17 protein-coding genes and 3 pseudogenes are annotated in these 22,273 nt (G+C 58.4%); 11 read left to right on the top strand and 9 right to left on the bottom strand.

Annotation, left to right across the window (positions count from 1 at the left end; all coding sequences use genetic code 11):
- Positions 1-331 precede the first annotated feature (331 nt).
- Both ACYZT6_RS16135 and ACYZT6_RS16130 read left to right on the top strand, forming a co-directional pair.
- Positions 332-1,870, top strand: coding sequence for a cryptochrome/photolyase family protein (locus ACYZT6_RS16135; RefSeq protein ID WP_462027766.1), 1,539 nt, complete (start codon positions 332-334; stop codon positions 1,868-1,870).
- Positions 1,867-2,007 carry a DUF2256 domain-containing protein gene (locus ACYZT6_RS16130; RefSeq protein ID WP_461974804.1) on the top strand — a complete coding sequence of 47 codons (141 nt, stop codon included), beginning with the start codon at positions 1,867-1,869 and terminating at the stop codon, positions 2,005-2,007. The genes ACYZT6_RS16135 and ACYZT6_RS16130 overlap by 4 nt, the downstream gene beginning before the upstream one ends.
- Before the next feature lie 338 nt (positions 2,008-2,345).
- On the opposite strand, the gene ACYZT6_RS16125 is transcribed toward ACYZT6_RS16130, so the two are convergent.
- Positions 2,346-3,044, bottom strand: a complete 699-nt coding sequence (locus ACYZT6_RS16125) for a potassium channel family protein (RefSeq protein ID WP_462027765.1) — start codon at positions 3,042-3,044, stop codon at positions 2,346-2,348.
- A gap of 535 nt (positions 3,045-3,579) precedes the next feature.
- Here ACYZT6_RS16125 and ACYZT6_RS16120 point away from each other — a divergent pair.
- Both ACYZT6_RS16120 and ACYZT6_RS16115 read left to right on the top strand, forming a co-directional pair.
- Positions 3,580-4,482 carry a universal stress protein gene (locus tag ACYZT6_RS16120; protein ID WP_462027764.1) on the top strand — a complete coding sequence of 301 codons (903 nt, stop codon included), beginning with the start codon at positions 3,580-3,582 and terminating at the stop codon, positions 4,480-4,482.
- Between the two features lie 592 nt (positions 4,483-5,074).
- Positions 5,075-5,434 carry a DUF6124 family protein gene (locus ACYZT6_RS16115; protein ID WP_462027763.1) on the top strand — a complete coding sequence of 120 codons (360 nt, stop codon included), beginning with the start codon at positions 5,075-5,077 and terminating at the stop codon, positions 5,432-5,434.
- Positions 5,435-5,786: 352 nt separating this feature from the next.
- On the opposite strand, the gene ACYZT6_RS16110 is transcribed toward ACYZT6_RS16115, so the two are convergent.
- The 5 genes and pseudogenes from ACYZT6_RS16110 to ACYZT6_RS16090 all read right to left on the bottom strand — a co-directional run.
- Complete coding sequence (locus ACYZT6_RS16110; RefSeq protein WP_462027762.1) at positions 5,787-7,352, bottom strand: amino acid permease; 1,566 nt, start codon at positions 7,350-7,352, stop codon at positions 5,787-5,789.
- Positions 7,353-7,478: 126 nt separating this feature from the next.
- Complete coding sequence (locus tag ACYZT6_RS16105) at positions 7,479-8,639, bottom strand: iron-containing alcohol dehydrogenase (RefSeq protein WP_462027761.1); 1,161 nt, start codon at positions 8,637-8,639, stop codon at positions 7,479-7,481.
- 3 nt (positions 8,640-8,642) lie between these two features.
- A complete protein-coding gene (locus ACYZT6_RS16100; protein WP_462027760.1) occupies positions 8,643-10,034 on the bottom strand; it encodes an aldehyde dehydrogenase family protein in 1,392 nt (463 codons plus the stop codon).
- Between the two features lie 10 nt (positions 10,035-10,044).
- Entirely contained in the window at positions 10,045-11,418 is a 1,374-nt protein-coding gene (locus tag ACYZT6_RS16095) for a glutamine synthetase family protein (RefSeq protein WP_462027759.1), read from the bottom strand.
- A gap of 343 nt (positions 11,419-11,761) precedes the next feature.
- Positions 11,762-11,968: pseudogene (locus ACYZT6_RS16090) on the bottom strand (uracil-DNA glycosylase family protein); the annotation flags it as partial.
- A gap of 78 nt (positions 11,969-12,046) precedes the next feature.
- Here ACYZT6_RS16090 and ACYZT6_RS16085 point away from each other — a divergent pair.
- The 5 genes and pseudogenes from ACYZT6_RS16085 (at position 12,047) to ACYZT6_RS16065 (ending at position 18,222) form a co-directional block, all read left to right on the top strand.
- On the top strand, positions 12,047-13,051 hold the full coding sequence (locus ACYZT6_RS16085; RefSeq protein ID WP_462027758.1) for a helix-turn-helix transcriptional regulator: 1,005 nt from the start codon (positions 12,047-12,049) through the stop codon (positions 13,049-13,051).
- 395 nt (positions 13,052-13,446) lie between these two features.
- Complete coding sequence (locus ACYZT6_RS16080) at positions 13,447-15,309, top strand: amidohydrolase (protein ID WP_462027757.1); 1,863 nt, start codon at positions 13,447-13,449, stop codon at positions 15,307-15,309.
- A gap of 224 nt (positions 15,310-15,533) precedes the next feature.
- Positions 15,534-16,929: pseudogene (locus tag ACYZT6_RS16075) on the top strand (purine-cytosine permease family protein).
- Positions 16,930-17,089: 160 nt separating this feature from the next.
- Complete coding sequence (locus ACYZT6_RS16070; RefSeq protein WP_462027756.1) at positions 17,090-17,743, top strand: peroxiredoxin; 654 nt, start codon at positions 17,090-17,092, stop codon at positions 17,741-17,743.
- A 20-nt stretch (positions 17,744-17,763) separates the two neighbouring features.
- Entirely contained in the window at positions 17,764-18,222 is a 459-nt protein-coding gene (locus ACYZT6_RS16065) for a GNAT family N-acetyltransferase (protein WP_462027755.1), read from the top strand.
- A 230-nt stretch (positions 18,223-18,452) separates the two neighbouring features.
- Here the strand turns inward: ACYZT6_RS16065 and ACYZT6_RS16060 are convergent, their stop codons facing one another.
- From ACYZT6_RS16060 to ACYZT6_RS16050, 3 genes and pseudogenes are all read right to left on the bottom strand, one after another.
- The gene (locus tag ACYZT6_RS16060) at positions 18,453-19,904 is read right to left on the bottom strand and encodes a M15 family metallopeptidase (protein WP_462029965.1); all 1,452 of its coding nucleotides are present in this window, start codon (positions 19,902-19,904) and stop codon (positions 18,453-18,455) included.
- A gap of 166 nt (positions 19,905-20,070) precedes the next feature.
- Positions 20,071-20,520 (bottom strand): annotated as a pseudogene (locus tag ACYZT6_RS16055) (NAD(P)/FAD-dependent oxidoreductase); the annotation flags it as partial.
- A 6-nt stretch (positions 20,521-20,526) separates the two neighbouring features.
- Complete coding sequence (locus tag ACYZT6_RS16050; protein ID WP_462027754.1) at positions 20,527-21,132, bottom strand: FMN-dependent NADH-azoreductase; 606 nt, start codon at positions 21,130-21,132, stop codon at positions 20,527-20,529.
- A gap of 215 nt (positions 21,133-21,347) precedes the next feature.
- Here ACYZT6_RS16050 and ACYZT6_RS16045 point away from each other — a divergent pair, with 215 nt between their 5' ends.
- Together ACYZT6_RS16045 and ACYZT6_RS16040 are read left to right on the top strand one after the other, a co-directional pair.
- Positions 21,348-21,803: a carboxymuconolactone decarboxylase family protein gene (locus ACYZT6_RS16045; protein ID WP_462027753.1), complete on the top strand. Its 456-nt coding sequence runs from the start codon at positions 21,348-21,350 to the stop codon at positions 21,801-21,803.
- 81 nt (positions 21,804-21,884) lie between these two features.
- Complete coding sequence (locus ACYZT6_RS16040; RefSeq protein ID WP_462027752.1) at positions 21,885-22,205, top strand: DMT family transporter; 321 nt, start codon at positions 21,885-21,887, stop codon at positions 22,203-22,205.
- Positions 22,206-22,273 lie beyond the last annotated feature (68 nt).

Here is a 22,273-nt window from a genome sequence, read left to right as displayed (position 1 = left end):
TGGCAGAACGGTTGGCCAGGGGGGAGCTCTCTGGGTTGGAAGCGGTTGGTTTCGAATAGCTGCTTTCGGCCTGAAGCGGACATTACAGGCCGTAAAAGCGTCCTGGGATGTTCTGTCAGCGCCGGTGATCCTGATACGTCGCTCTGCGAGCAGCGTCCGCACCCAATCAGAAAAAAATGCTGGCGTTTCCCCGCCAAAACCATACAAGAAAGTTGTACATTTCCTTGTTCTTGTACAAGAATTAGCACCCTCCCTTCTTAAAAAACGTTCTGTGGATTAAATCTACGAAGTCATGGGGCCTTTACGCTCACCATCAACTGGAACCTGCTTGATGAATAGGACTCGCCGATTATGCCTCGTCTTAGGCGACCAATTATCCTTCGACCTCGCCTCTATGCAGGTGCTAGATAAAGAGAGCGATATGGTGCTCTTGGTCGAGGTGATGGAAGAAGCCAGCCATGTCCTCCATCATCCGCAAAAAATCACTTTGATTTTCAGCGCTATGCGGCACTTCGCCGAAGCTTTGCAGCAGAGGGGAATCAGGGTGCAGTACGTGACGCTCGATGATCCGGAAAATACTGGATCAGTGCCGAGCGAGTTGCACCGCTGGCAGGCACATCTACAGCCGGATGAACTCCACATGACGGAGTGCGGTGACTGGCGTCTGGAGCATTCACTCAGGGACTGTGGCTTGGTTATACAGTGGCATTCCGATAGTCGCTTTCTTTGCACACGTGCCGATTTCTCTAACTGGGCGCAAGGTAAAAAACAGCTACGCATGGAGTTCTTTTATCGAGAGATGCGCCGCAGGAGCAGGTTGTTACTCAATGGTGACGGCAGCCCGATCGGAGGCGCCTGGAACTTTGATGCGGAAAACCGCAAGGCATTGCCCAAGGGAGTTAGGCCTCCTTCGCCAGCCCGTTTTACGCCAGATGCAATCACCCAGGATGTGCTTGCGTTAGTGGCAAAAAACTTCTCCAGTCACTATGGTGTCCTCGACACGTTCGACTATCCGGTAACCCACGCCGAAGCTCAGGCCCTATGGGATTACTTCCTCGACTGGGGCTTGGCGGCCTTCGGCGACTATCAAGACGCCATGGCTAGCGATGAACCCTTTCTGTTCCATGCCCGTATAAGCGCGGCGCTCAATATTGGCTTGCTGGATCTTCGCCAGCTTTGCAGCGATGTGGAGTCTGCGTACTGGTCCGGCAGCATTGCACTCAACGCCGCCGAAGGCTTTATTCGACAACTGATCGGCTGGCGTGAGTATGTCCGAGGCGTCTACTGGCTGAAGATGCCTGACTATGCCCATGGCAATGCCTTCGGTAATACGAGGTCGCTTCCAGAGTTCTACTGGACAGGTGAAACGCAGATGAACTGCATGCGCCAAGCCATCAGCCAGAGCCTTGAGCACGCCTACGCTCACCACATCCAACGGCTGATGGTGACCGGCAATTTCGCACTGCTCGCCGGTATCGCACCGAGTGAAATATGCGAGTGGTATCTGGCTATCTACATGGACGCCTTCGACTGGGTGGAGCTACCCAATACACTGGGCATGGTCATGCACGCCGATGGCGGCTATCTAGGTTCTAAACCCTATTGCGCGAGCGGCCAATACATTAAGCGCATGTCCGACTATTGTCGTGGCTGCGCCTACAAAGTGAGCGAAAGCACCACAGACGATGCCTGCCCTTTCAACGCGCTCTATTGGCACTTCCTAATGCGTCACGGCGACCGCCTGCGCGGCAATCAACGCATGAGCATGATTTATAAAAACCTCGACCGTATGCCTGAATCCAAACAACAGGCGCTTTGGCAGCGCGGCCAGTTGTTGCTCAACAAATTAGACAACGGTGAGACGTTGTGAAAAAAAGTGAGCTACCAGTCAAAACTTGCGCGTGCTGCGGCCTTCTCTTCACATGGCGCAAGAAATGGGCTCGCTGCTGGGAGGAAGTGCGCTACTGCTCGGAACGTTGTCGACGTAGTAAGTCTATTGAACGCTAACTTATAAAACAGACCCTCAAAGGGCCATTTTTACATTTTAATAAAAGGTCAGGTTGCAGTCAGGTCTCAACGTTATTAGTGCCTTGTTCAGCTTTCCGCGCATAGCAGGGGCTCTAATCTTAATAGGTACCAGCTTGCCGAAATTCATTAACCGACAATAGATGCTCCATGGAGTATGTCCTCTATTTGCCCATTACTGCCCATCGTGAAGGGCGGTAATTGGCCGGTTTCAGCCCTTCGTGAAAGGCAGAAATCGGCCAGAAGCAGTCAGTCGGGAGGCTACTAATCAGGGACGAGTCAATCACTAATACCCGGAGGTGGCCCAGGCAAATCGAGAGTCACTTAGTCTGATTCGATGGATAAAGACCGGCAAGCCGAGCTATCACAACGCCAACGTAAAAGACGCCTGAAAATTCTTCGACCATCACAAGTGAGCGGGCGTGGTTAGTCAACGGAATAACATCACCGTAACCAGTGGTTGTGAGCGTCGTAAAGCTAAAATAGATCAGTTTGAAGAAACTGCCAGGCTGTACGAAATCGAGGTGGCCAGGGCCGAATGAGCCAACGCTCGATATCTCGACCAGGGCATAGACGAAGGACCAAACGAAGGCCAGCATGATGTAACCCGCAAGCGCTCCATGCAGCTTGTCGGCTGTAATTGGTCCGCGCTTGAGAATATAGCGAATCACTCCGCTGAACGAGACTGCAAGGGACGCTGCATAAGCCATCCCGGCAAATTCAAGAATCGCGATACTTTCAGCCAGTAACGCCGCCCATTGAAGGCAAACCCCAAGTAACGCCAGGCCCAGTTTGAGGATGAACCCCCGCCGGGTCTGCCTGGTGGCGAAAGCGCCCACGAGCAGCACGATCGAGAACAGAATGCCGAGCAACGTGCGAGCAAATATACCTTCCTCTAGAAAGGGAAACAGAAGGATCAATCCTAGTAAGAGCAGCAATAGATAGGTGCAGGGCCCTAGCCCTATAACCATCTGAGCTAAATCCTCGTCGGATTCGGGTTTATCTTGCGGATTTGTCATACCGGTTTCCCAGAGGCCGAAATAACGCTCGATACTTGACGTTGGACGGTTGAAATCCGACCTTGCTTTAGAATAGTCGGCAGTGAAATTCTAGTCGCGAATGCATGTGAGAGGACTCAGCCTGACAGAAAGCTTAGGGTCGTTTTTAGCCGGTCGCGACAGGCAGAAAAACGGCCAAAAACCGGTCATTCTCAGAAGTCGAAAGTCATTGGAGGGCCGACCATCATCTTGTTCTTGCCAATAGTATTTGACGCCTCAATGTGCCGGTTCAGTAGGTCGTCGACAGACTAAAGCAGTCCTGAATCTCCAGAAAATCGTCTTCGGGGATTGGCTTGCATAGGGCTGACATGTGCGCATCCAGGGTGATGGGGTGGATAGGTGTGCAGGTCGACTCGCTACGCGCGCGTTTACCGAATGCAGGCGTATATTGGTATTGTCGATCAGGGAAATCGAGGCGGTAGAAAGTCGCCAATAGTGTGGCGTAAGAGAGTGCCGGCGCAAACTAACGGATAACCCAGAATGCTGGAGGTGCGACATGAGCCAATATGAACGCCTATTTCTGATTGTCGGTCCGGCCATGCGTCACACGCCAGCGTTAGAGCGGGCAGTCGCACTTGCCAAAGCCACTGGTGCAGTGCTGCATATCGCGGTGTTTATCGAAGATGTCGGCATCTTGGGGTTGATGAGCGGGAATAAGCAATTTCGCGAGATCTGTCAGCAAGAGAACCAGAAATGGCTGCAAGATGAAGCTCAACTGATACGCGGCAATGGCATTACGGTGACCACCGAGGTTGCATTGGCTCGGAACGTACTGCAAGAAATCCTTCAGCATGTGACAAACTTGCAACCGGACCTGGTTATCAAAGACGTACACCACGAATCAGCGCTCAAACGCGTATTCGTCACGCCTCTGGATTGGCACCTGATACGCGATTGTCCGGTTGCTGTTCATTTGGTCAGCGAAGTCAGGTGTCCACTTCCACGGGTGGTGGTGGCAGCAGTGGATTTGTCGCATCCAGAGCACCAGATCACTGATATCAACGATCACATCATCCTGGCTGCGCAACGGATGGCAATCCAGTGCAATGCCGAGCTGCACCTACTGCACGCCTTCGATCCATCGCAAACACACATCTCTGACGCCGGCGCCGGTGCCGTGACGATGCCAGGCTTCAGCAACGAAGTACGTCGGTCACTGCATAAGTCCTTCATTACGTTAGCTGACAGCTACCACGTACCCTCTGAGCGACAGCACTTCATTGAAGGGTCGCCAACCAAGGTGATGTCCGACTTCGCGGCTCATAGCCGAGCCGATGTGCTCGTAATGGGAGATATGCATCGAAAAGGGCTGCACAAGCTAATTGGCAGTACTACAGAGCACGTGCTGTATAAGGTGCCCTGCAATGTTTTGGTTATAAAGGGGCAAGTAGATCAGTAGGAACAGTCTTCAGGTTCGCACTTTGATGCGGGCAGAAACTGACTAGCACGGCCTTGTTTTACGGAGAATGTTGACGAGGTGAACACGTCTGGCCGTCTGCTTTTGGCCGATAGCCGACTGATTCAAGACACCATGTTGCTGCCACATTTGTGACAGTCAGCCTTACAAATACGGCAGTGGCTTCTTGGATATTTTCGAAGTTTTCGCCGTTTGTAGGAAGTGCGTGCCGCTTATTCAACAACTCTTGAGGGCGCATGTTTAAACGCCCTCAAGGTCACGTCCTGAAAGCTACAAAACCTTGCGCCGTTGCCTACGACTGCACCAGAATCCGCCGGCTTGTGCGCTTTTAGGTCGCTCGGTAACTTGATTCGTGTCACTGCTCATCAGTGATCGGGTTTAGCAGCCCGTGGATAACCTAAGACGTACGACGCTTCTATCAGTCAGGTTTTGCACCTGCATTTTGATGGTGGCTGTGCGCAGGGCGCCCTTGGGCGCGCCGGCTTCTTAGGTTTCCCGGTCTGCTAACCTGCGTGCAGCTGCCTCCCTCTCGTTTAGCAGCAAGAGGGTTGGCACACCATTAGGAACCTAAGACATGTTCAAAATTACGCCAAACCCACCAGACACCGATCCAGTGTCCCCCTACGAACCCGATTCAAAAAAACTCCACGAAGCCGCCGAACGCGCCCTCGATTTCCACTTCCCATCAAACGCCGATATCAAAGCCACCCCACGTACATCCAGCAAGCTGTTTTCCGTGGACCCAGAAGCCACGGCCGAAACCCTGGCGGTTTTTTTGGTCGAGACGCTGGCGTCGGTGGATGTGATGGTCCATCAGTTGGTGGATCATTTGGAGGGGGAGTCGCGTTATGCCTTGCTGGGCATTTCAAACAGCATCATGGTGGCGGAGATTACGGCGAACCGGGTGCTGGTTAAAGTTGAGCCTTCTGTTTAGCCGCTGACCTGTGGCGAGGGGGATTGCTTCCACTGGGTGGCGAGGCGGCTTTAACAGATGAGCCTGCTGCGCAGGCCAGCGGGAGCAAGCTCCCTCGCCACAGGTTGTTCATCGTTCTGTCTATCTGTTTTCATAAAAGCGGGGCGCTCAGCGTTAATGCCGACGGGTAATCCAGAATGCGATCTGTAGCAGCTGGCGAAGCCTGCGTTCGGCTGCGAAGCAGTCGTGAAATCAGGCGATGCGGTGTTTCAGGTAGACCGCATGCTCAGGTTTTACGACTGCTGCGCAGCCGAACGCAGGCTTCGCCAGCTGCTACATAGAATCGCGTTACGGCAGAAATTGCTCGGTGTTATCAGCCTCCCGCGCGTTTGTTTAGCGCCTCTTCGGCCGCAGCAATTTCAGCCTGGCGCTTCACGATCAAATCCCCCATCGGCGGTCCCTGGAAGCGGCGGGCTTCGAAGCCAAACCAGACGATGGCCGTCAGCACCAGAAAGCCGATGGTGATGTACAGCGCCCAATCGTTCGGTGGCTGGATGCCGATGATGAAGATGATCACCATCGAGAGGATCGAGAGCAGGGCGAACACGGTGTACCAGAAGCGTCCCATGTTCCACGGTCCCATGGTCGGCCACTTTGATGTCCCGTAGGCAAACAGGCCGAGCACGATGGGGATGACGAAGGAGAAGAACAGGAAGATCACCGTGCAGGACACCACGATGGTATAGACCGGCGTTTCACCGATCGAGATCACCGACGATCCCCACACGAACAGCACCGCGAGAGTGGCGCCGGTCCAGATTGCCGCCACCGGACTGCGCAGGGTTGGCGAGACCGAGGCCAGCGCCTTGGAGAAGGGCAGGCCGCCGTCACGGGAGAACGCGAAGATCATGCGTGACACCGAAGTCACCGTCGCCAGTCCGCAGAGGAACTGCGAGATGAAAATGGCCACGTACAGCGCCGTTTTTATCGTCGGGTTTACCTGCGTGTCCATCGCCCAGAAAAACACGGTCCAGCCATGCTTCGCGGCTTCGTCCATGCTCGGCAGCATCAGCACAAACGAGCTGAGCATGACCCAGCCGAACAGCAACGACCAGACCACCGACATGACCATGCCGCGAGGCACGGACTTGGCGGCGTTGCGGGTCTCTTCCGAGGTGTGCGCGGAGGCGTCATAACCGGTGATGGTGTAGATCGGCAAGAGCAGGCCGAGCATGAAGATCCAGCCGTTCGAGACTTGTGGCCAGACGCTGCCGCCCGCTTCGCCGGAGTAGTTGCCGAAGGTCCATAACCGGGCGAACTCATAACTGGGCGCCGAGATCAGGCAGACGATGGTCAGCGCCAGTGCCGTGGCGAAGATCAGGTAGCCCGAGAAGTCGGTGAGCTTCGCGGTCAGGCCAATGCCCAGGTGGTTACACAAGGCTTGCAGGCCGGTCAGGATCGCCAGAAAAATCATCCGTGTCGTGATGGTGTCTTCCATTCCCAGGCCCGGACCGAAGGCGCCGAAAAAGAAGTAGTAAGTGCCGACGTTGATCGCGCCGAGCACGGTCACCAGGCCCAACAGGTTGAACCAGGCCGTCAGCCAGCCGGTGAAGCGGTTACCGAGAATCGAGCCCCAGTGATAGAGGCCGCCAGCGGTGGGGTAGGCTGAGGAGATCTGCGCCATGGCCATGGCGAAGACCCCGGAGATCAGGCATCCGATCGGCCAGCCAATGCCGATGGCCGCGCCGCCCGCTCCCGAGGTGCCCTGGGCGAGTGAGTTGATGCCACCCGAGAGGATGCAGATGATCGAAAAGGAAATGGCAAAGTTGGAGAAAACGCCCATGCGTCGCGACAGCTGCTGGGCGTAGCCCATGCTGTGCAACACCTTGACGTCATCGTCTTGCGGCGCGCTCGTGCCGGGCTGACTTGCTGGATTCATGTTGTGTGCCCCTTCAGGTTTTGATACGCATCCACCCGGGTCCCGGATGGCCTGGCTTTCAACCCCTTGTCGTACTGCTCCTTCTCCAACCGATACAACCTGTCCATGCATGGACAGACAACAGCTCTAAATACGGCCGTGATACGCCGCGTCGAAAATCTGTGCCGCACCGGCCCGCGTCAATGGCAGCGGATTGCCGCCGGCAGAGGGGTCGACAATTGCCATGTCTGCGATCAGATCGGCCTGCAGATCATCCACGCCCAGCTCAACCAGCGTATGCGGCACGCCGATGTCTTTGCGTAGCTTCAGGATGAAGGCCAGAAAACTGTCGAAGCCAGGCGAGGGCAGACGCAAATACGCCGCCAGGCGCGTGATGCGTTCTTCGATGGCCGGGCGATTGAATTGCAATACGTAAGGCATGAAGGTGGCGTTGGTCATGCCGTGATGGGTGTCGTATAGCGCGCCGACCGGATGCGAGAGGGCGTGCATCCCGCCCAGTCCTTTCTGGAATGCCGTGGCGCCCATCGCGGCAGCCGCGAGCATTTGCGCGCGAGCGTCAAGGTCGGACGGGGTATGGACGGCCCGCACCAAGGCGCTGGCCACCAGGCGCATGCCTTCCACCGCGATGCCATCGGCCAGCGGGTGAAAACCAGGTGCGCAGTAGGCTTCCAGGCAATGCGCCAACGCGTCCATGCCCGTGCCGGCGGTGACTTTTGCCGGCATGCCGACGGTCAGGGCCGGGTCGCTGATGACCACGCGCGGCATCATTTTCGGGTGGAAGATGATGCGTTTGGTGTGGGTGCGCTCGTCGATGATCACCGCCGCGCGGCCCACTTCAGAACCCGTGCCCGCCGTCGTCGGCACCGCGATGATCGGGGCGATTTGGCTTTCGTCGGCGCGTGTCCAGTAGTCGCCGATGTCTTCGAAATCCCAGACCGGTCGGGTCTGGCCGCTCATGAAGGCGATGAGTTTGCCCATGTCCAGGCCGCTGCCACCACCGAAGGCGACCACGCCATCATGCTTGCCGGCACGCCAGGCATCGAGCCCGCCTGCCAAATTGGCTTCGACCGGATTGGGCTTGAGGTCACAAAACAGCGCGACGCCAAGACCGGCAGCGCGCAAGGCTTCAACCGCTGCCGTGGTGATCGGCGCACGCGCCAGGCCGCTGTCGGTGACCAGCAACGGTCGCTGGATACCCTGGCTGCGACAGACCTCGGCCAGCTCGCTGATGCGGCCGACACCGAAGCGAATGCTCGTGGGGTAGTTCCAGTTCCCGGTCAGGCTCATGGCTCAGATCTCGTGGCGCAAATGGAAGGATTTGGCTCGGGTCAGGTGTTCGTAACCCAGGCGCGACAGCGTCACGCCGCGCCCGCTGTTCTTGACGCCGGTCCAGGCCAGGGCCGGGTCGAGGTAGTCGCAGCGGTTCATGAATACGGTGCCGGTGTCGATCTCGTTGCCCAGGCGTTCGGCGGCGGCGAGATCCTGGGTCCAGATGGAAGCGCTGAGCCCGAATTCGCTGTCGTTCATTAAGGCGATGGCTTCGTCATCGCTGGCAACGGGCATGATGCCGACCACAGGGCCAAAGCTTTCCTCTCGCATCACCGACATGTGATGGTTGACGTCGACCAGCACCTGCGGCGCGAGGTAGGCGCTGCCCGGTGCATCGAAGGGAAAGGCTTTCGGATCGATCAGTGCCTTTGCACCTTTGGTCAGCGCATCGGCGATCTGTCCGCGAACGAACTCAGCGGCGCCCGGGTTCACCAGCGGGCCGAGCGTGGTGGCTTCATCCAGTGGATTGCCCAGCACGTATTGATCCGTCAGTGCGACGAAACGCTCGACAAACGCAGGGTAGATTTTTTCGTCGACATAGATCCGTTCGATGGCGCAGCAGCTTTGCCCGGAGTTAAAGAAGCTGCCGTCCACCAGGTTTTCCACTGCGTGTTCGAGATTGGCGTCTGCGCGGACGTAGGCCGGGTCTTTGCCGCCGAGTTCCAGGCCCAGGCCGAGGAAGCGGCCCGTGGCGGCGGTTTCCATGACCTTGCCGGCGTCAACCGACCCGGTGAAGTTCACCTGGTGCACACGGCCGGAGGCAATGATCTCGCCGGTCTGGCGATGGTCGAGCAGCAGGTTCTGGAACAGTCCCTCGGGCAGATTCGCGCGGCGCATGGCCTCGGCGAACCGTTCACCCACCAGCAGCGTTTGCGAGGCGTGTTTGAGGATGACGCTGTTGCCGGCGATCAGAGCCGGAATGATCGTATTCACTGCCGTCAGATAAGGGTAATTCCACGGTGCGACGACCAGCACCGTACCAAGCGGTTCACGTTTGATATGCCGTCGAAAACCGGCGACAGGCGTGGGTTCAACCGCTGCCAACGCTTCAGGCGCAATGGCGATCATGTGCCGGGCACGTTCTTCGAAACCGCGCAGTTCGCCCGCGCCAAAGCGCACCGGGCGGCCCATTTGCCAGGCCAGCTCCGGGACGATCTCGTCCTTCATGGCCAGCATCGCGTCCACCGCAGCACTGCAAAACGCGGCGCGTTCGCTCAGTGGACGGCGCTTCCATTGGGCCTGGGCCGCTGCGGCCGCCGCCAGCGCCTGCTCGATCTGCGCAGCATCGGCACAGCGACGTTCGACATAGACCCGGCCATCGACCGGTGAGATGAGTTGAATCGTTGCAGTCATGATGGCGGTCTCAATAGCGCTCGAAACCGCGCTGCAATTCCCAGTCGGTGATTCGCCGGTCGTACTCTTTCTGCTCCCATTCGGCGGTGTGCACGTAGTGGTCGATCACTTCATCACCGAACGCTTCGCGCAGCATCGTTGAGCTCTGGAGTGCGGTGGTGGCTTCGCGCAGGGTCTTCGACACTTCCGGCAAGTGTTCGTCGACGTAGGCATCCCCTTCAAAGGGCGGCACGAGGTTGAGCTTCTCGTCGATACCGGCCAGCCCCGCGGCGATCAAGGCAGCGAAGGCCAGATAAGGGTTGAGGTCGGCGCCGCCGATGCGACATTCGATACGGATGGATTTGCTGCTTTCTGCGCACAGACGAAAGCCTGCGGTGCGATTGTCCCGACTCCAGACCGCCCGGGTCGGCGCAAAAGTACCCGCCTGAAAACGCTTGTAGGAATTGATATAGGGCGCGAGAAAGCAGGTGATGTCGTTGGCATATTTCAGCTGCCCGGCCACCCAGGCGCGCATCAGTTTCGACATGCCGAACTCGGCCTTGGCGTCGAAGAACAGCGGTTTTTTGCCGTTTTTGTCCCACAGCGAATTGTGGATATGGCTGCTGGACCCGGCGGCGTCATACCGCCACTTGGCCATGAACGTGATCGCCTTTCCCTGCAACTGCGCGATCTCTTTGCAGGCGTGCTTGATGATGACGTGGTGGTCGGCCATGGTCAGCGCGTCGGCGTAACGAATGTTGATCTCTTCCTGACCCGGCCCCCATTCACCCTTGGAGTTTTCCACGGGAATGCCGGACGCTTGCAGATGCTTGCGAATCGCCCGCAGCACCGGCTCCTCGCGGGTGGTCTGGAGGATGTTGTAATCCTCGATGTAGTGTCCGGCGGTCTTTGGCTTGTGGTAATTGCGCTCGTGGATCGCCTCGTAGCTCTCGTCGAACAGATAAAACTCAAGTTCCGAGGCGAACATGCCGGTGTAGCCGCGTTCGCGCAGGCGCTCGATCTGCTTTTTCAGGATCGCCCGCGGGCTGTGCGGCAAGTCGCGCCGATGGTGGTGATCGAGCACATCACACAGCACCAGCGCCGTGCACTCGAGCCAGGGCACCCGGCGCAACGTCGACATGTCGGGTTTTAGGACAAAGTCGCCATAGCCCTTGCTCCAACTTGCGGCGGCGTAACCCGGCACGGGTTCCATGTCGATGTCGTCGGCCAGCAGGTAATTGCAGCAGTGGGTTTCTTCATGGCCGCTGTCGATAAAAAACTCGACCTGGAATCGCTTGCCGACAAGTCGGCCCTGCATGTCGACCATGCACACCAGAACGGTATCGATCTCGCCGGAGGCGGCAGCACGCTTGAGTTGGTCAAAGCTGAGGAGGGGCTCGGTCATCACGTAGTCCTGCGTGAAATGGTTGGGCCGGTCTGAAATAGCTGTTGCAGACGCTCTCCAGAAAAACCCAAAACCTGCAGACGCGAGCATCGTGTGCAATAAGCTGCTCTTAGCTTAGCTTAAGGCCGATAAACGCAAGTTTCGGTGATCGAAACCTGATGAATCAGGTCGGGCATTGCCGAAGCGGTAAATCAGGTACACCTACTTTTGTGGCGAGGGAGCTTGCTCCCGCTTGAGTGCGTAGCACTCACAAAAATCGGCATTGTTGTCACATTACTGGGGCCGCTACGCAGCCCAGCGGGACGGTGCGGCGTTCCGACAAGCTCCCTCGCCACAGGTTTCTCTAATTCACTGCATTCCATAGTTGGCGGTACGCGCCAACCAGTTGATCGAGAGTGAACGCGAGATTGCGCCCACTCGGATTGGGCAGGACCCAGACCTGGGCATTGCCGAAAGTTTTTGATTGAAGCCCCCAGGCAATCTCTCGCTGGCCGGATAACGCGCCATACGCCGCTTTACGGAGGACCGCGACATAGCAGGGCGCATGGCGAGTAAAAGCCATTGGCGCTACGCCTGCGCCTATGGCATCGTCGAAAAAATACGTCGTACAGCGAACAGGATCAGAACGATGGAGGAGGGTGATGAAGTCGGCGCGACGCCGTCGATGGCAACGCTCAAAGCGTTCAATCGATGCGTGCTCAACCTGGGGCGGCTTGCCCGGGAGCGCGGCGCCTCGCAGTTCATCGCCGAAGGCCTGCAAGCGTTTCGCCAACTGGTGCCCTTTGCGTCGGCGTGGTGGGGCGAGATGTCCGCGTCAGCCGTCAACGCGCCGCCGAAAAGCTGGATGCACGGGCGGATCAATCTGCCCGAATCGTTTGCCGCCGAATGGCACAAAAGTGCAGGGCGCGACAAATTCTCCCATGACACCTTGAGTCAACCCGGTGAGGTCGTGCGCGACAGCGGGTTCACCGATCCCGATGAAGAGGTGGACGCGTTCGCTCGGCGCCACGACCTCTACCATCCGATGTGCATCACTTTCGAGTTGCCGGAAAGCGGCTTGATGTTCTTCGTGTGTCTCTACCGCGGCATTGATGCTCCGGCGTTCAACGACAGCGAGGCCGCGTTGTTTTCGGCGTTCTGCGACCACCTGTTGCAGCTGTGGCGGTTTCAGGTGCAAGACATGATCCGCATCGACACGGGCAACGGCGCGACCGATTTCGGGGTGGCGCGCATGGACGGCAGTTTGCTGTACGTGGGCGCCAGCCTGTGCGCCGCCATTCAGCGCGAGTTACCCGGCTGGAGCGGTTCGATGCTGCCGGCCGAGGTGATCGCGCAACTGCAAAAGTCCCCGTGTGTGATGCGTCTGGGTCGTTGTGCGCTGACCCTGAGTCCGAACGCGGAGCATGTGATTCTGTCACTCGAAGCGCAGTCGCGCGCGGCAGTGCTTGCGCCACGGGAGCGGACGGCGGCGATGCTGTTTGCCGCCGGGCATTCCTACAAAGAGATTGCCAAGATCCTGAACCTAAGCCCGGCGACAGTGCGCACCTATCTGCGCAACTGCTACTTGCAGCTTGGCGTGAAAAGCAAGGTGGAACTGGGTTCCGTCCTGCGGGATGCAACGCGCCGCGATTAACTCCACAAATCTCACTCACTCAAATGCAAATCCCCCTGTGGATATTGCTGATCAGCTAAGCAATTTCTACGTCGACGCAACTCCTGTAGCAGCTGGCGAAGCCTGCGTTCGACTGCGCAGCAGTCGTGAATTCAGACGATGCGGTGTTTCAAAAAGACCGTAAACACAGGTTTCACGACTGCTTCGCAGCCGAACGCAGGCTTCGCCAGCTGCTACAGATCGCGTTTCGGCTTACCTGATCTGATTATCCCCTGTTGGGCTATTTACATTGCCCCTCCTCATTTGTGGAGGTCCCGCAAGCGGCGCCGCTCTATAGGGTATGCCCTGCATATCAGGGGCTTGCACGGCAGTCTGTCCGGGCCACTTCCAAAACTATAAGAACAGAGGTGAGGCAGTTGAAATTTTCCAGGCTGTTTATCGCGGTTGCGGCCACTACGGCATTTTCTTCCATGGCGCTCGTGGGGTGTCAGACACAGGGCTCGACGCCCGCCGACATAGTGATGCGCAACGGCTACGTCTACACCGTCGATGGCCAGAATTCCGTGCAGCAGGCGATTGCCGTAACGGGCGGGAAGATCGTTTATGTCGGCAGCGATGAAGGGGTTACCTCGTACATCGGCAAACAGACCCAACTGATCGATCTGGCCGGGCGCATGCTGATGCCGGGCTTCATCGATGCGCACATGCACCCGGGGGACGGCGGCCGCGCCATGACCTTGTGCGATTTGAAGTACCAGACGATGACGCGCAAGGTTTTCCAGGAAACCATTCAAGCGTGTCTGGACGCCGACAAGGACAAGGGCCCCGATGTCTGGCTCGAAGTGGGCAGTTGGGATCGCATGGGCATGAACGGACTCGACGGCGACCCGGACAAATCGACGCTGGACGCGCTGAAGACCAAGCGCCCGATCCAGGTTCGTTCCACCGACTTCCATACCGTGCTGACCAACTCCCGTGGCCTGGCAGTGGCCGGCATCAACAAGCACACCGCCAATCCGGGCGATGGCAAATACGTGCGCGACAGCGCCGGCAACCCGACCGGCATCTGCGAAGACGGCGCTGCCGATACCATGGCCGCCGTGGTGCCGCCCGCCACCGACGCCGAAAAACTCAACCAGACCCGAGCCGCGCTCGACGCGATGCGCGAGCAAGGCATCACCAGTTTCTTCGATGCAATGTCGGGGCCCGAAATTGGCAAAGCCTTCACCCGCCTGCAGCAGTCGGGCGAGCTGACGGCCCGGGCCTTGCTGGCGATCAAACTGGACCCGGCCGCCGCCGCGGCAGACCCGACAAAAACCATCGCCGACGCCAAGGCATTGGCCAGCACCTACGATCAGGGCGAAGCCAAGCCCGCGCCGGGCGTGAGCATGCGCCACGTCAAATTGTTCATGGACGGCATCATCAATGCGCCGGCGGACACGGGTGCGATGCTGACGCCGTACCTGCACAATGCCGGAACCGATAAGGCACCGAAGTGGACTCCTGGCAAAAACGTCGGCGAGCTGTACTTCCCGCCGCAAGTGCTCAAGCCGTTGTTGCTGCAAGCCGTGCAGGCCGGCCTCGACCCGCACCTTCACGCCACCGGAGACCGAGCGGTGCGCGACTCGCTGAACGGCATCGAATACGTGCGCCAGCAATTGCCCGGCAATGGTTTCCGCCCGGCGATCACTCACAACGAGTCCGTGGACCCTGCCGACTATCCACGCTTCAAGGCACTCGACGTGACCGCCAACATGTCCTTCCAGTGGGCCCAGCAGGCACCGTCCACAATCGACGGCACCAGCGATCACCTGGGCGCCCAGCGTTTCGCCCGCATGGAGCCGTCGGGCAGCATTGCCCAGGCTGGCGGCCGCGTGGCGTATGGCAGCGACTGGCCTGTCGATCCGCTCGACGAATTCCTCGCGCTGAAGATCGGCGTCACCCGCTCCGGCGACCCGCAGAACCCCCACAGCTACGGCCCCAAGTACGCCGGCCGGCTGAATGCCGACCCGGGACTGTCGCGCACCGACGTGCTGCGCACCATCACCATCAATGCCGCCGAGCAGTTAAAACTGGAGGCGGTGGTCGGCTCGGTTGAAGTCGGCAAGTTCGCCGACCTGATCGTCCTGGACAAGAACTTCATGCAGGTGCCGGAGGATGAATTGGCGCGCAATTCTGTGCTGCTGACCATGGTGGGTGGCAAGGTCGTGTGGGCGAAAGCGCCGTATGTGGGGCTTGAGCAGCGGCCGGCTCAAGTCGCCGTGACTGAACAACAATAAGAGCAACTGTCTGCCCCAATGCCAGTAGGAGCGAACCTTTGTGGCGAGGGGGCTTGCCCCCGTTGGAGTGCGAAGCGCTCCCCGAATTTCGACAGTTGCCGAGATTTTGGGGTTGCTACGCAACCCAACGGGGGCAAGCCCCCTCGCCACAAAGGCTCCCTCCTACATGGGGATCGCATTTAACCGCCTGACTTGCCGTCTACTAATAACAAGAGAACACCGCAATGAGCCAACAACGAAGTCCCCTGATCGAGACCCGTTCGATTGATTTCATCCCCGAGGCCGAGCGCCATGGCAGTCTTTACAGCCAGTTCACCCTGTGGCTCGGCGCCAACCTGCAAATCACCGCCATCGTCACCGGCGCACTGGCCGTGGTGCTGGGCGGTGACGTGTTCTGGTCGCTCATCGGCTTGCTGATCGGCCAGGTGCTCGGCGGTGCGGTCGTTGCGTTGCACGCAGCTCAAGGGCCCAAACTCGGGCTGCCGCAGATGATCTCCAGTCGTGTGCAGTTCGGGGTCTATGGGGGCGATCCCGATTGTGCTGGTGTGCCTGATGTACCTCGGTTTCAGCGCCACCGGCGCGGTCCTGTCGGGGCAGGCGATTGCGCAGCTGATCCATGTTAGCGACAGCGCCGGCATCCTGATTTTCGCCGCTTGCATCGCGTTCCTGACGATCTTCGGCTATCGGGTTATCCACTTGGTCGGACGTGTGGCCAGCGTGCTGGGCATCATTGCCTTTGCCTACCTGTTTACCCGATTGATGACGCTCAACGATATCGGCCTGTTGCTGGAAAATCGTCACTTCGGCTGGAGCACTTTCCTGCTGGCCGTGTCGCTGTCCGCGTCCTGGCAAATCGCCTTCGGCCCTTATGTGGCTGACTACTCACGCTACTTGCCGAGCAAAACCTCGTCCTGGAAAACCTTCGCTGCCGTCGGCCTGGGAACCGTGCTCGGCGCCCAGGCTTCCATGGTGCTGGGCGTGTTCGCTGCAGCGTTGGCCGGCGTGAATTTCCGCGGTCATGAAGTGGCAACCATCGTCGGCCTGGGCAGTACCGGGGTGATGGCCTCGCTGCTGTATTTGAGCGTGGTGTTCGGCAAGGTCACGGTGTCGACGCTCAATGCTTATGGCAGCTTCATGTGCGTGGCCACGATCATCAGTGGCTTTCGCAGCCGTCTCGAGATTACTGCCCGACAGCGCATGGTTTTTGTGCTGTTGATTGTCGCGGCGTCCACCACCTTGGCGCTGCTGGGGCAGTACTCGTTCCTCAACTCGTTCAAGTACTTCATCCTGTTTCTGCTGACCTTTTTCACGCCGTGGAGCGCGATCAACCTGGTGGATTACTACTTCATCAACAAAGAGCGCTATGACATTCCGGCATTGTCGGACCCGGCAGGTCGTTATGGTCGCTGGAACGTGCGCGGGATCAGCGTGTACGTCGTGGGTGTGTTGATCCAGTTGCCTTTCGTCGACACGCATTTCTACTCCGGAGCGATGGTCGCGCAGCTTGGCGGTGTCGATATTTCCTGGATCGTGGGGCTGGTGGTGCCGGGCATTCTCTACTACTTATTGGCGAGGACGTCAGCGCTGGCGGTGTTGCCTGAACAGCGTTCAAAGGCCTGAATCAAGGACTTACAAAGTGAATGCGCCGGTCACCGGCATGTCTTGAAGCGTCTCCTATACTGATCCGCGTTGACAGGTTCAACACAGATCCCGAATGCCGTTGGAACAGCCCCATTCGTTCCGACGGCTTCCCTACGAACTCACCGTCAGGAGAACGATCATGAGCATCCGCATTGGCGACGAAGCACCGGACTTTACCGTCGAAAGCACCGAAGGCACGCTGCATTTCCATGAGTGGATCGGCGACAAGTGGGCGATCCTGTTCTCGCACCCCAAGGACTTCACCCCGGTGTGCACCACGGAACTCGGTTACATGGCAGGGCTCAAGCCAGAGTTCGACAAACGCAACACCAAGGTCGTCGGGCTCAGCGTCGACCCCGTCAGCAATCATGCAAGCTGGGCCAAAGACATCGAAGAAACCCAGGGGCATGCGGTCAACTACCCCATGATTGGCGACGAGAATCTGGTGGTGGCCAAGCTCTACGACATGATCCATCCGAATGCCAGCGGCGGCGCCCGCACTGCCGTGGACAACGCCACGGTGCGGTCCGTGTTCATCATCGGGCCGGACAAAAAGGTCAAGGCGATGCTGATCTACCCGATGAGTGCCGGGCGCAACTTTGATGAGGTATTGCGCCTGCTCGATGCGCTGCAATTGAACGCCAAGCACACCGTTGCCACACCGGTTAACTGGCGCCCGGGTGAAGACGTGATCATTCCGACCTCAGTGTCCGACGAGGACGCGAAGAAGAAATACCCGGATGGTTTCAAAACGGTGAAACCTTATTTGCGCACGGTCGCGCAGCCGAAGTAACCCATACGGAGACCCCTGGCATGGCCGTCCAAGTCTTGCGCGTCGACGCAACGCACATCGACAAAATCGCCAGCCTCTTCGACGCTTATCGAGGCTTTTACGGCCAGCCATCGAACCTGCAGCAGTCCCGGGATTTCATCGCCGAACGCATCGCCCGGGATGAATCCGTGATCTTCTTCGCCTCTGGCCTGTCCGGTGATGCGCTGGGGTTCGTCCAGTTGTACCCGACGTTCTCCTCCATCGATGCACACCGGACCTGGCTGCTCAGCGATCTGTTCACCGCCCCCGTGGCCCGGGGGCAGGGCGTGGGGAGGTCACTGATGAACGCTGCCCGAGCCTTTGCACTGTCGACCGGCGCCAAGGGCATGGTGCTGGAAACCGCCACGGATAATTTCGGCGCGCAGCGGTTGTATGAGTCATTGGGTTATGTGCGCGATACGGGTTATTACACCTATTGCCTCGATCTGAAGCAGGGCTGACCAAGGCCCGGCGAACACCATCATCAGCAACACCAACGCTCATGTAGCAGCTGCCGAGCAGCGCGAGGCTGCGTTCGGCGACGAAGTCGTCGTAAAACCTGCGCATGCGGTCATCCTGATGCACCGCGCGTCCTGATTTCACGACGACTGCGTCGCCGAACGCAGCCTCGCGCTGCTCGGCAGCTGCTACAAGGCTCCGTGGTTATCCAGCACTCGATTCACCTGTTCCATTACCGCTGCGGCAACTTCCAGCGCTCACGCAATCGCTCATATTGCCCCTCAGGCATCTGCACCAACACCGGAGACTCACGAGGATCCAGCCACTCGAACAACCGCGAAATATTCCCCTGATCCATCGCCGTACACCCCAACGTAGGCGAGTCAGGCCCCCGCCAGATATGGAAAAAAATGCACGAACCTGACCCCGGGGCCGCCGGCGTGTTGTGCTCGATGAAGATACCTTTGCGATAACCATCCTCTTTGCGCATTTGCTCAGAGCTGTTCCAGTCCTTGGCCATCGCCGCGCCGTCGACCAGTTCGTTGTAACGTTCGGATTTGCTGTCATCCACGCATTCGGTGGTCGATGTCAGCGAGACATAAGGCAGTTTTGTATCGCCCGTCGTGTCGTAGCCAAACGCCGTTCCAAGCTTGAAAATCCCGGCAGGCGCCTTTCCATCACCTTCACGTTTGACCGGCCCTTCACCGGGCTCAACGCTGCCCAAGCCCTTGCCCCAGGCCATCCCGTTCTTGCCAACCACCACCGCAAACCCATCGCCGACTTTTCGAAAGCTTCCCCCAACCCGTTCATAACGCTGGGCGATGCCCTGAATGTCATCCCAGTTTTTTGTGGTGACCACAATCAGCTGGTGACTGCTGTCCAGCACTTCACTGGCACTCAGCGGCGTGATGGGGAAATCCATCACGTTCTTCGGCGCTCCCTCTCCACCAAAAGTGAAGTGCCACCACTCTTTCGAGTACCCGGCAAATCCCTCTTTTTCCATGGCGCTGGTGAGTCGCTGACGGTTTTCCTTGGCGGTCGCGTTGATCGTCGGATTGGCGGTATGGGCGCGCTCATCGAAGCAATCGAAGCCGGTGCCCATGTCGAGTGCGCCGTCGGGCCAGCGCTGGGGATAAGGCGCGGTGCAGTCGCTTTGCGCGGCCGAGGGTGTCCAGGTGTCGGCGGGCAGCGCCTTGGGACCGGTCAGTGTCAGGTCCACGGTTGAACCTCTGGAGTGATTCGACACCCGCGCCACATACCCCAGCCGCCAGAAGTCCTGTTTGTCCACGCGCGGATAGAACTCGGCCTTGCGCGGGTCTCCTGGCTCTGTCGCGAAGCGGCCCATATCGGCCACGGCACGGCTGGGTCGATAGCAGTCGAACACCTTCAAGCCGTAGCCTTGCTTTTGAAGTGCCTGTTGCACCCGGGCGAGGGCCTGGGCGGTGTCCAGCGACAGCAGGCACTCGGAAGCGGCGTAACCGTCGAGTGGATGTCCGGTGAAGTTGTGGGCGCTGGCGTAGCGAATGTCTTGTTCGATGGTTGGGTCAATCGTGCGCAGATAGACCATGTTTTCGGGTCTTGGCTCGGCACTGGCGATGCCAGGAATGATGAGGCTCAGCAACAGCAGTGATCGCAGCCACGGGCGACGGCGCGATCGAACCGGGAATGGCAGCGAGGAGGGCATACGAACCTTCAGGTTTAAGCGCATGAAGTTTTTGTCCGGAGAACACTTCAAACGGATCTTAAACCATGACCGCCAGTGTCTGGCGGATTCATATCTGGGAGCCGGATTACGACCGAAAGCAAAGGCGCCCGCGATGCTGTCGCGGGCGCCACGTTCACGCCAAGTCTCAGGCCACTGGAATCATCGGGTCAGCCGCTGCCAGGGCGGTGGCCCGATCAGCTGCCGGCGGGTAGATCCACTGGGTGTTGATCTGCGTCTTGAGCTCCTTGGCCTCGTCCTTGACCAGTTTGAGCTGGCGATCCCAGCCTTCAGTGAACACCGCACCCCAGGCACCCAGGTCAAGGCAGGTCACGTACTTCGGCTGACGGTAAGGGGTCGGCTCGACACCCAGCAAATCCGCGGCGACGTTATTCCCGGCGTGGCGGCCCAGGGAGATCGCATGCTGGCAGGACATCGCGGTGAAATTGCCAAGGTCGTCGGTGGCGGCATAGGCGACGTCGCCGGCGGCGTAGACATGTTTCTGCCCCAAGACCTTCAGGTTCTCATCGACGTGCAAACGCCCTTGGGGATCGCGATCGCTGGTCAAATGTTCGGTCAGTGGGCTGGCGCGGAAACCGGGTCATCAGATTGAAGAAAAATGCGCGTGCAGAGCTTGATCTGCCTTGCTCCTGGCCTCGGCGACGACGTCCGGACCCAGTGCTGTGCCTTCAACAGAGAAGAACGTTAGTGCATGCAGTCCGATCATGCCCAGAACGGCTTGCAGATACGGCGTCAGAAAGTCTGGCTGACGTGGATTCACCCCTGAGAATCTTCCGCCCGAAGACACAGCGACGTAGACGGGACGATCGCGCAGCAGGCTGGTTTTGCCTTGCGCGCCCACATTGAAGGTACGACGAACGCGGGCGATATGATCGATCCAGACTTTGAGGGCCGCCGGTACGGTGAAGTTATGCATGGGCGTTGCAATGACCACGGCATCAGCACTGTCCAGTTCTTCAATCAGCTCATCCGAGAGGGCGATGGAACCTTCCTGAGTGACATCTTCCGACGACTGTTGGGACTGCGCGTATTGCTCATCTACCTGCGCGATGGCATTACCCGCCACAGCCCGGTTGATGACCGTTGCCGTTGGATCGCTCTTCAGTAGAAAGCCAATAATGTTGTTGGAAAGTCTGTAGCTCTCGGAAGCTTGGCCGCGAGGGCTGCAAGTGACGTGGAGGATTTTCATGATTCACCCGTTTATAAAATGGCGTGGTTGAGGGGAATCATCCTAGGAAGTCCATGACCCATACCAAAGATCCATGAACAGGCTATTGAACTGGGCCATGTTTGTTCGTGAGTGCCGTGCGCATGGCCCAGTACACAACACTATTCTTGGACCTTATCAAATAGACCAAGAGACAGCACGATGGTGTCCTCATCCAGCAAACAACAGGACTCATCATGAACAATCGTATCGACTACGCCAAAGCTTCCCCTGAAGGTTACAAGGCATTTGGTGGCGTGTACGTCTGCCTGCAAAACAGTGGTCTGTCGCACGAATTGATCGACCTTGTTTACCTGCGGGTATCGCAAATAAACGGCTGTGCCTTTTGCATCGACATGCATTCCCGCGACCTGCTCAAACTCGGCGTTGCCGTCGACAAACTGGTACTCGTGCCGGTATGGCACGACTCGGGTGACGTGTTCAGCCACCGCGAACGCATCGCATTGAGTTGGGCGGAAACAGTCACCCGCGTCGCTGAAACCGGTGTTCCTGATGCCGACTATGAAGCCGCAGCTGCCGAGTTCGGCGATAAGGAATTGGCGGACCTGACGTATGCCATTGGTTTGATGAACGCCTTCAACCGCTTCGGCGTGACGTTCCGTTCGAAACCGGCGGCTGCCAACAAGGCTTGAGCGACCCCGTAAGTTTTTAGAACTCTCACCAAGTCTCGCCGGGCCGTAACGCCTGGCGAGTCAACTGACGGAGCTATCACCATGGCATGGGCATTACTGGGTATCGCTGGCATTCTCGAAATCGCATTTGCCTTCTACATGAAAGGGTCTGAAGGTTTCACGCGATTAGTCCCCGGGCTGATTGCCGCGGGGACCGGTTTGTCGAGTGTCTTTCTTCTTTCGCTTTCACTGAAATCACTGCCCGTGGGCACGGCTTACGCGGTCTGGACCGGGATCGGCGCGGCGGGCACCGCGATTCTGGGAATGGCGGTGCTGGGCGACGCCACGACGGCGCTGAGAATCGGCTGCATCGTGCTGATTCTGGCCGGTGTGATCGGACTCAGGCTGGTCTCGGGAAACTGAGGCTGGTGGCGGGCGGCATCCGATCAATCCATAAGGTGCAAAAGAGGCATTTTGCTGGCCCCGAAGCT

The organism is Pseudomonas sp. RT6P73 (assembly GCF_054897715.1).
This window is presented reverse-complemented; position numbering and strand designations above follow the sequence as displayed.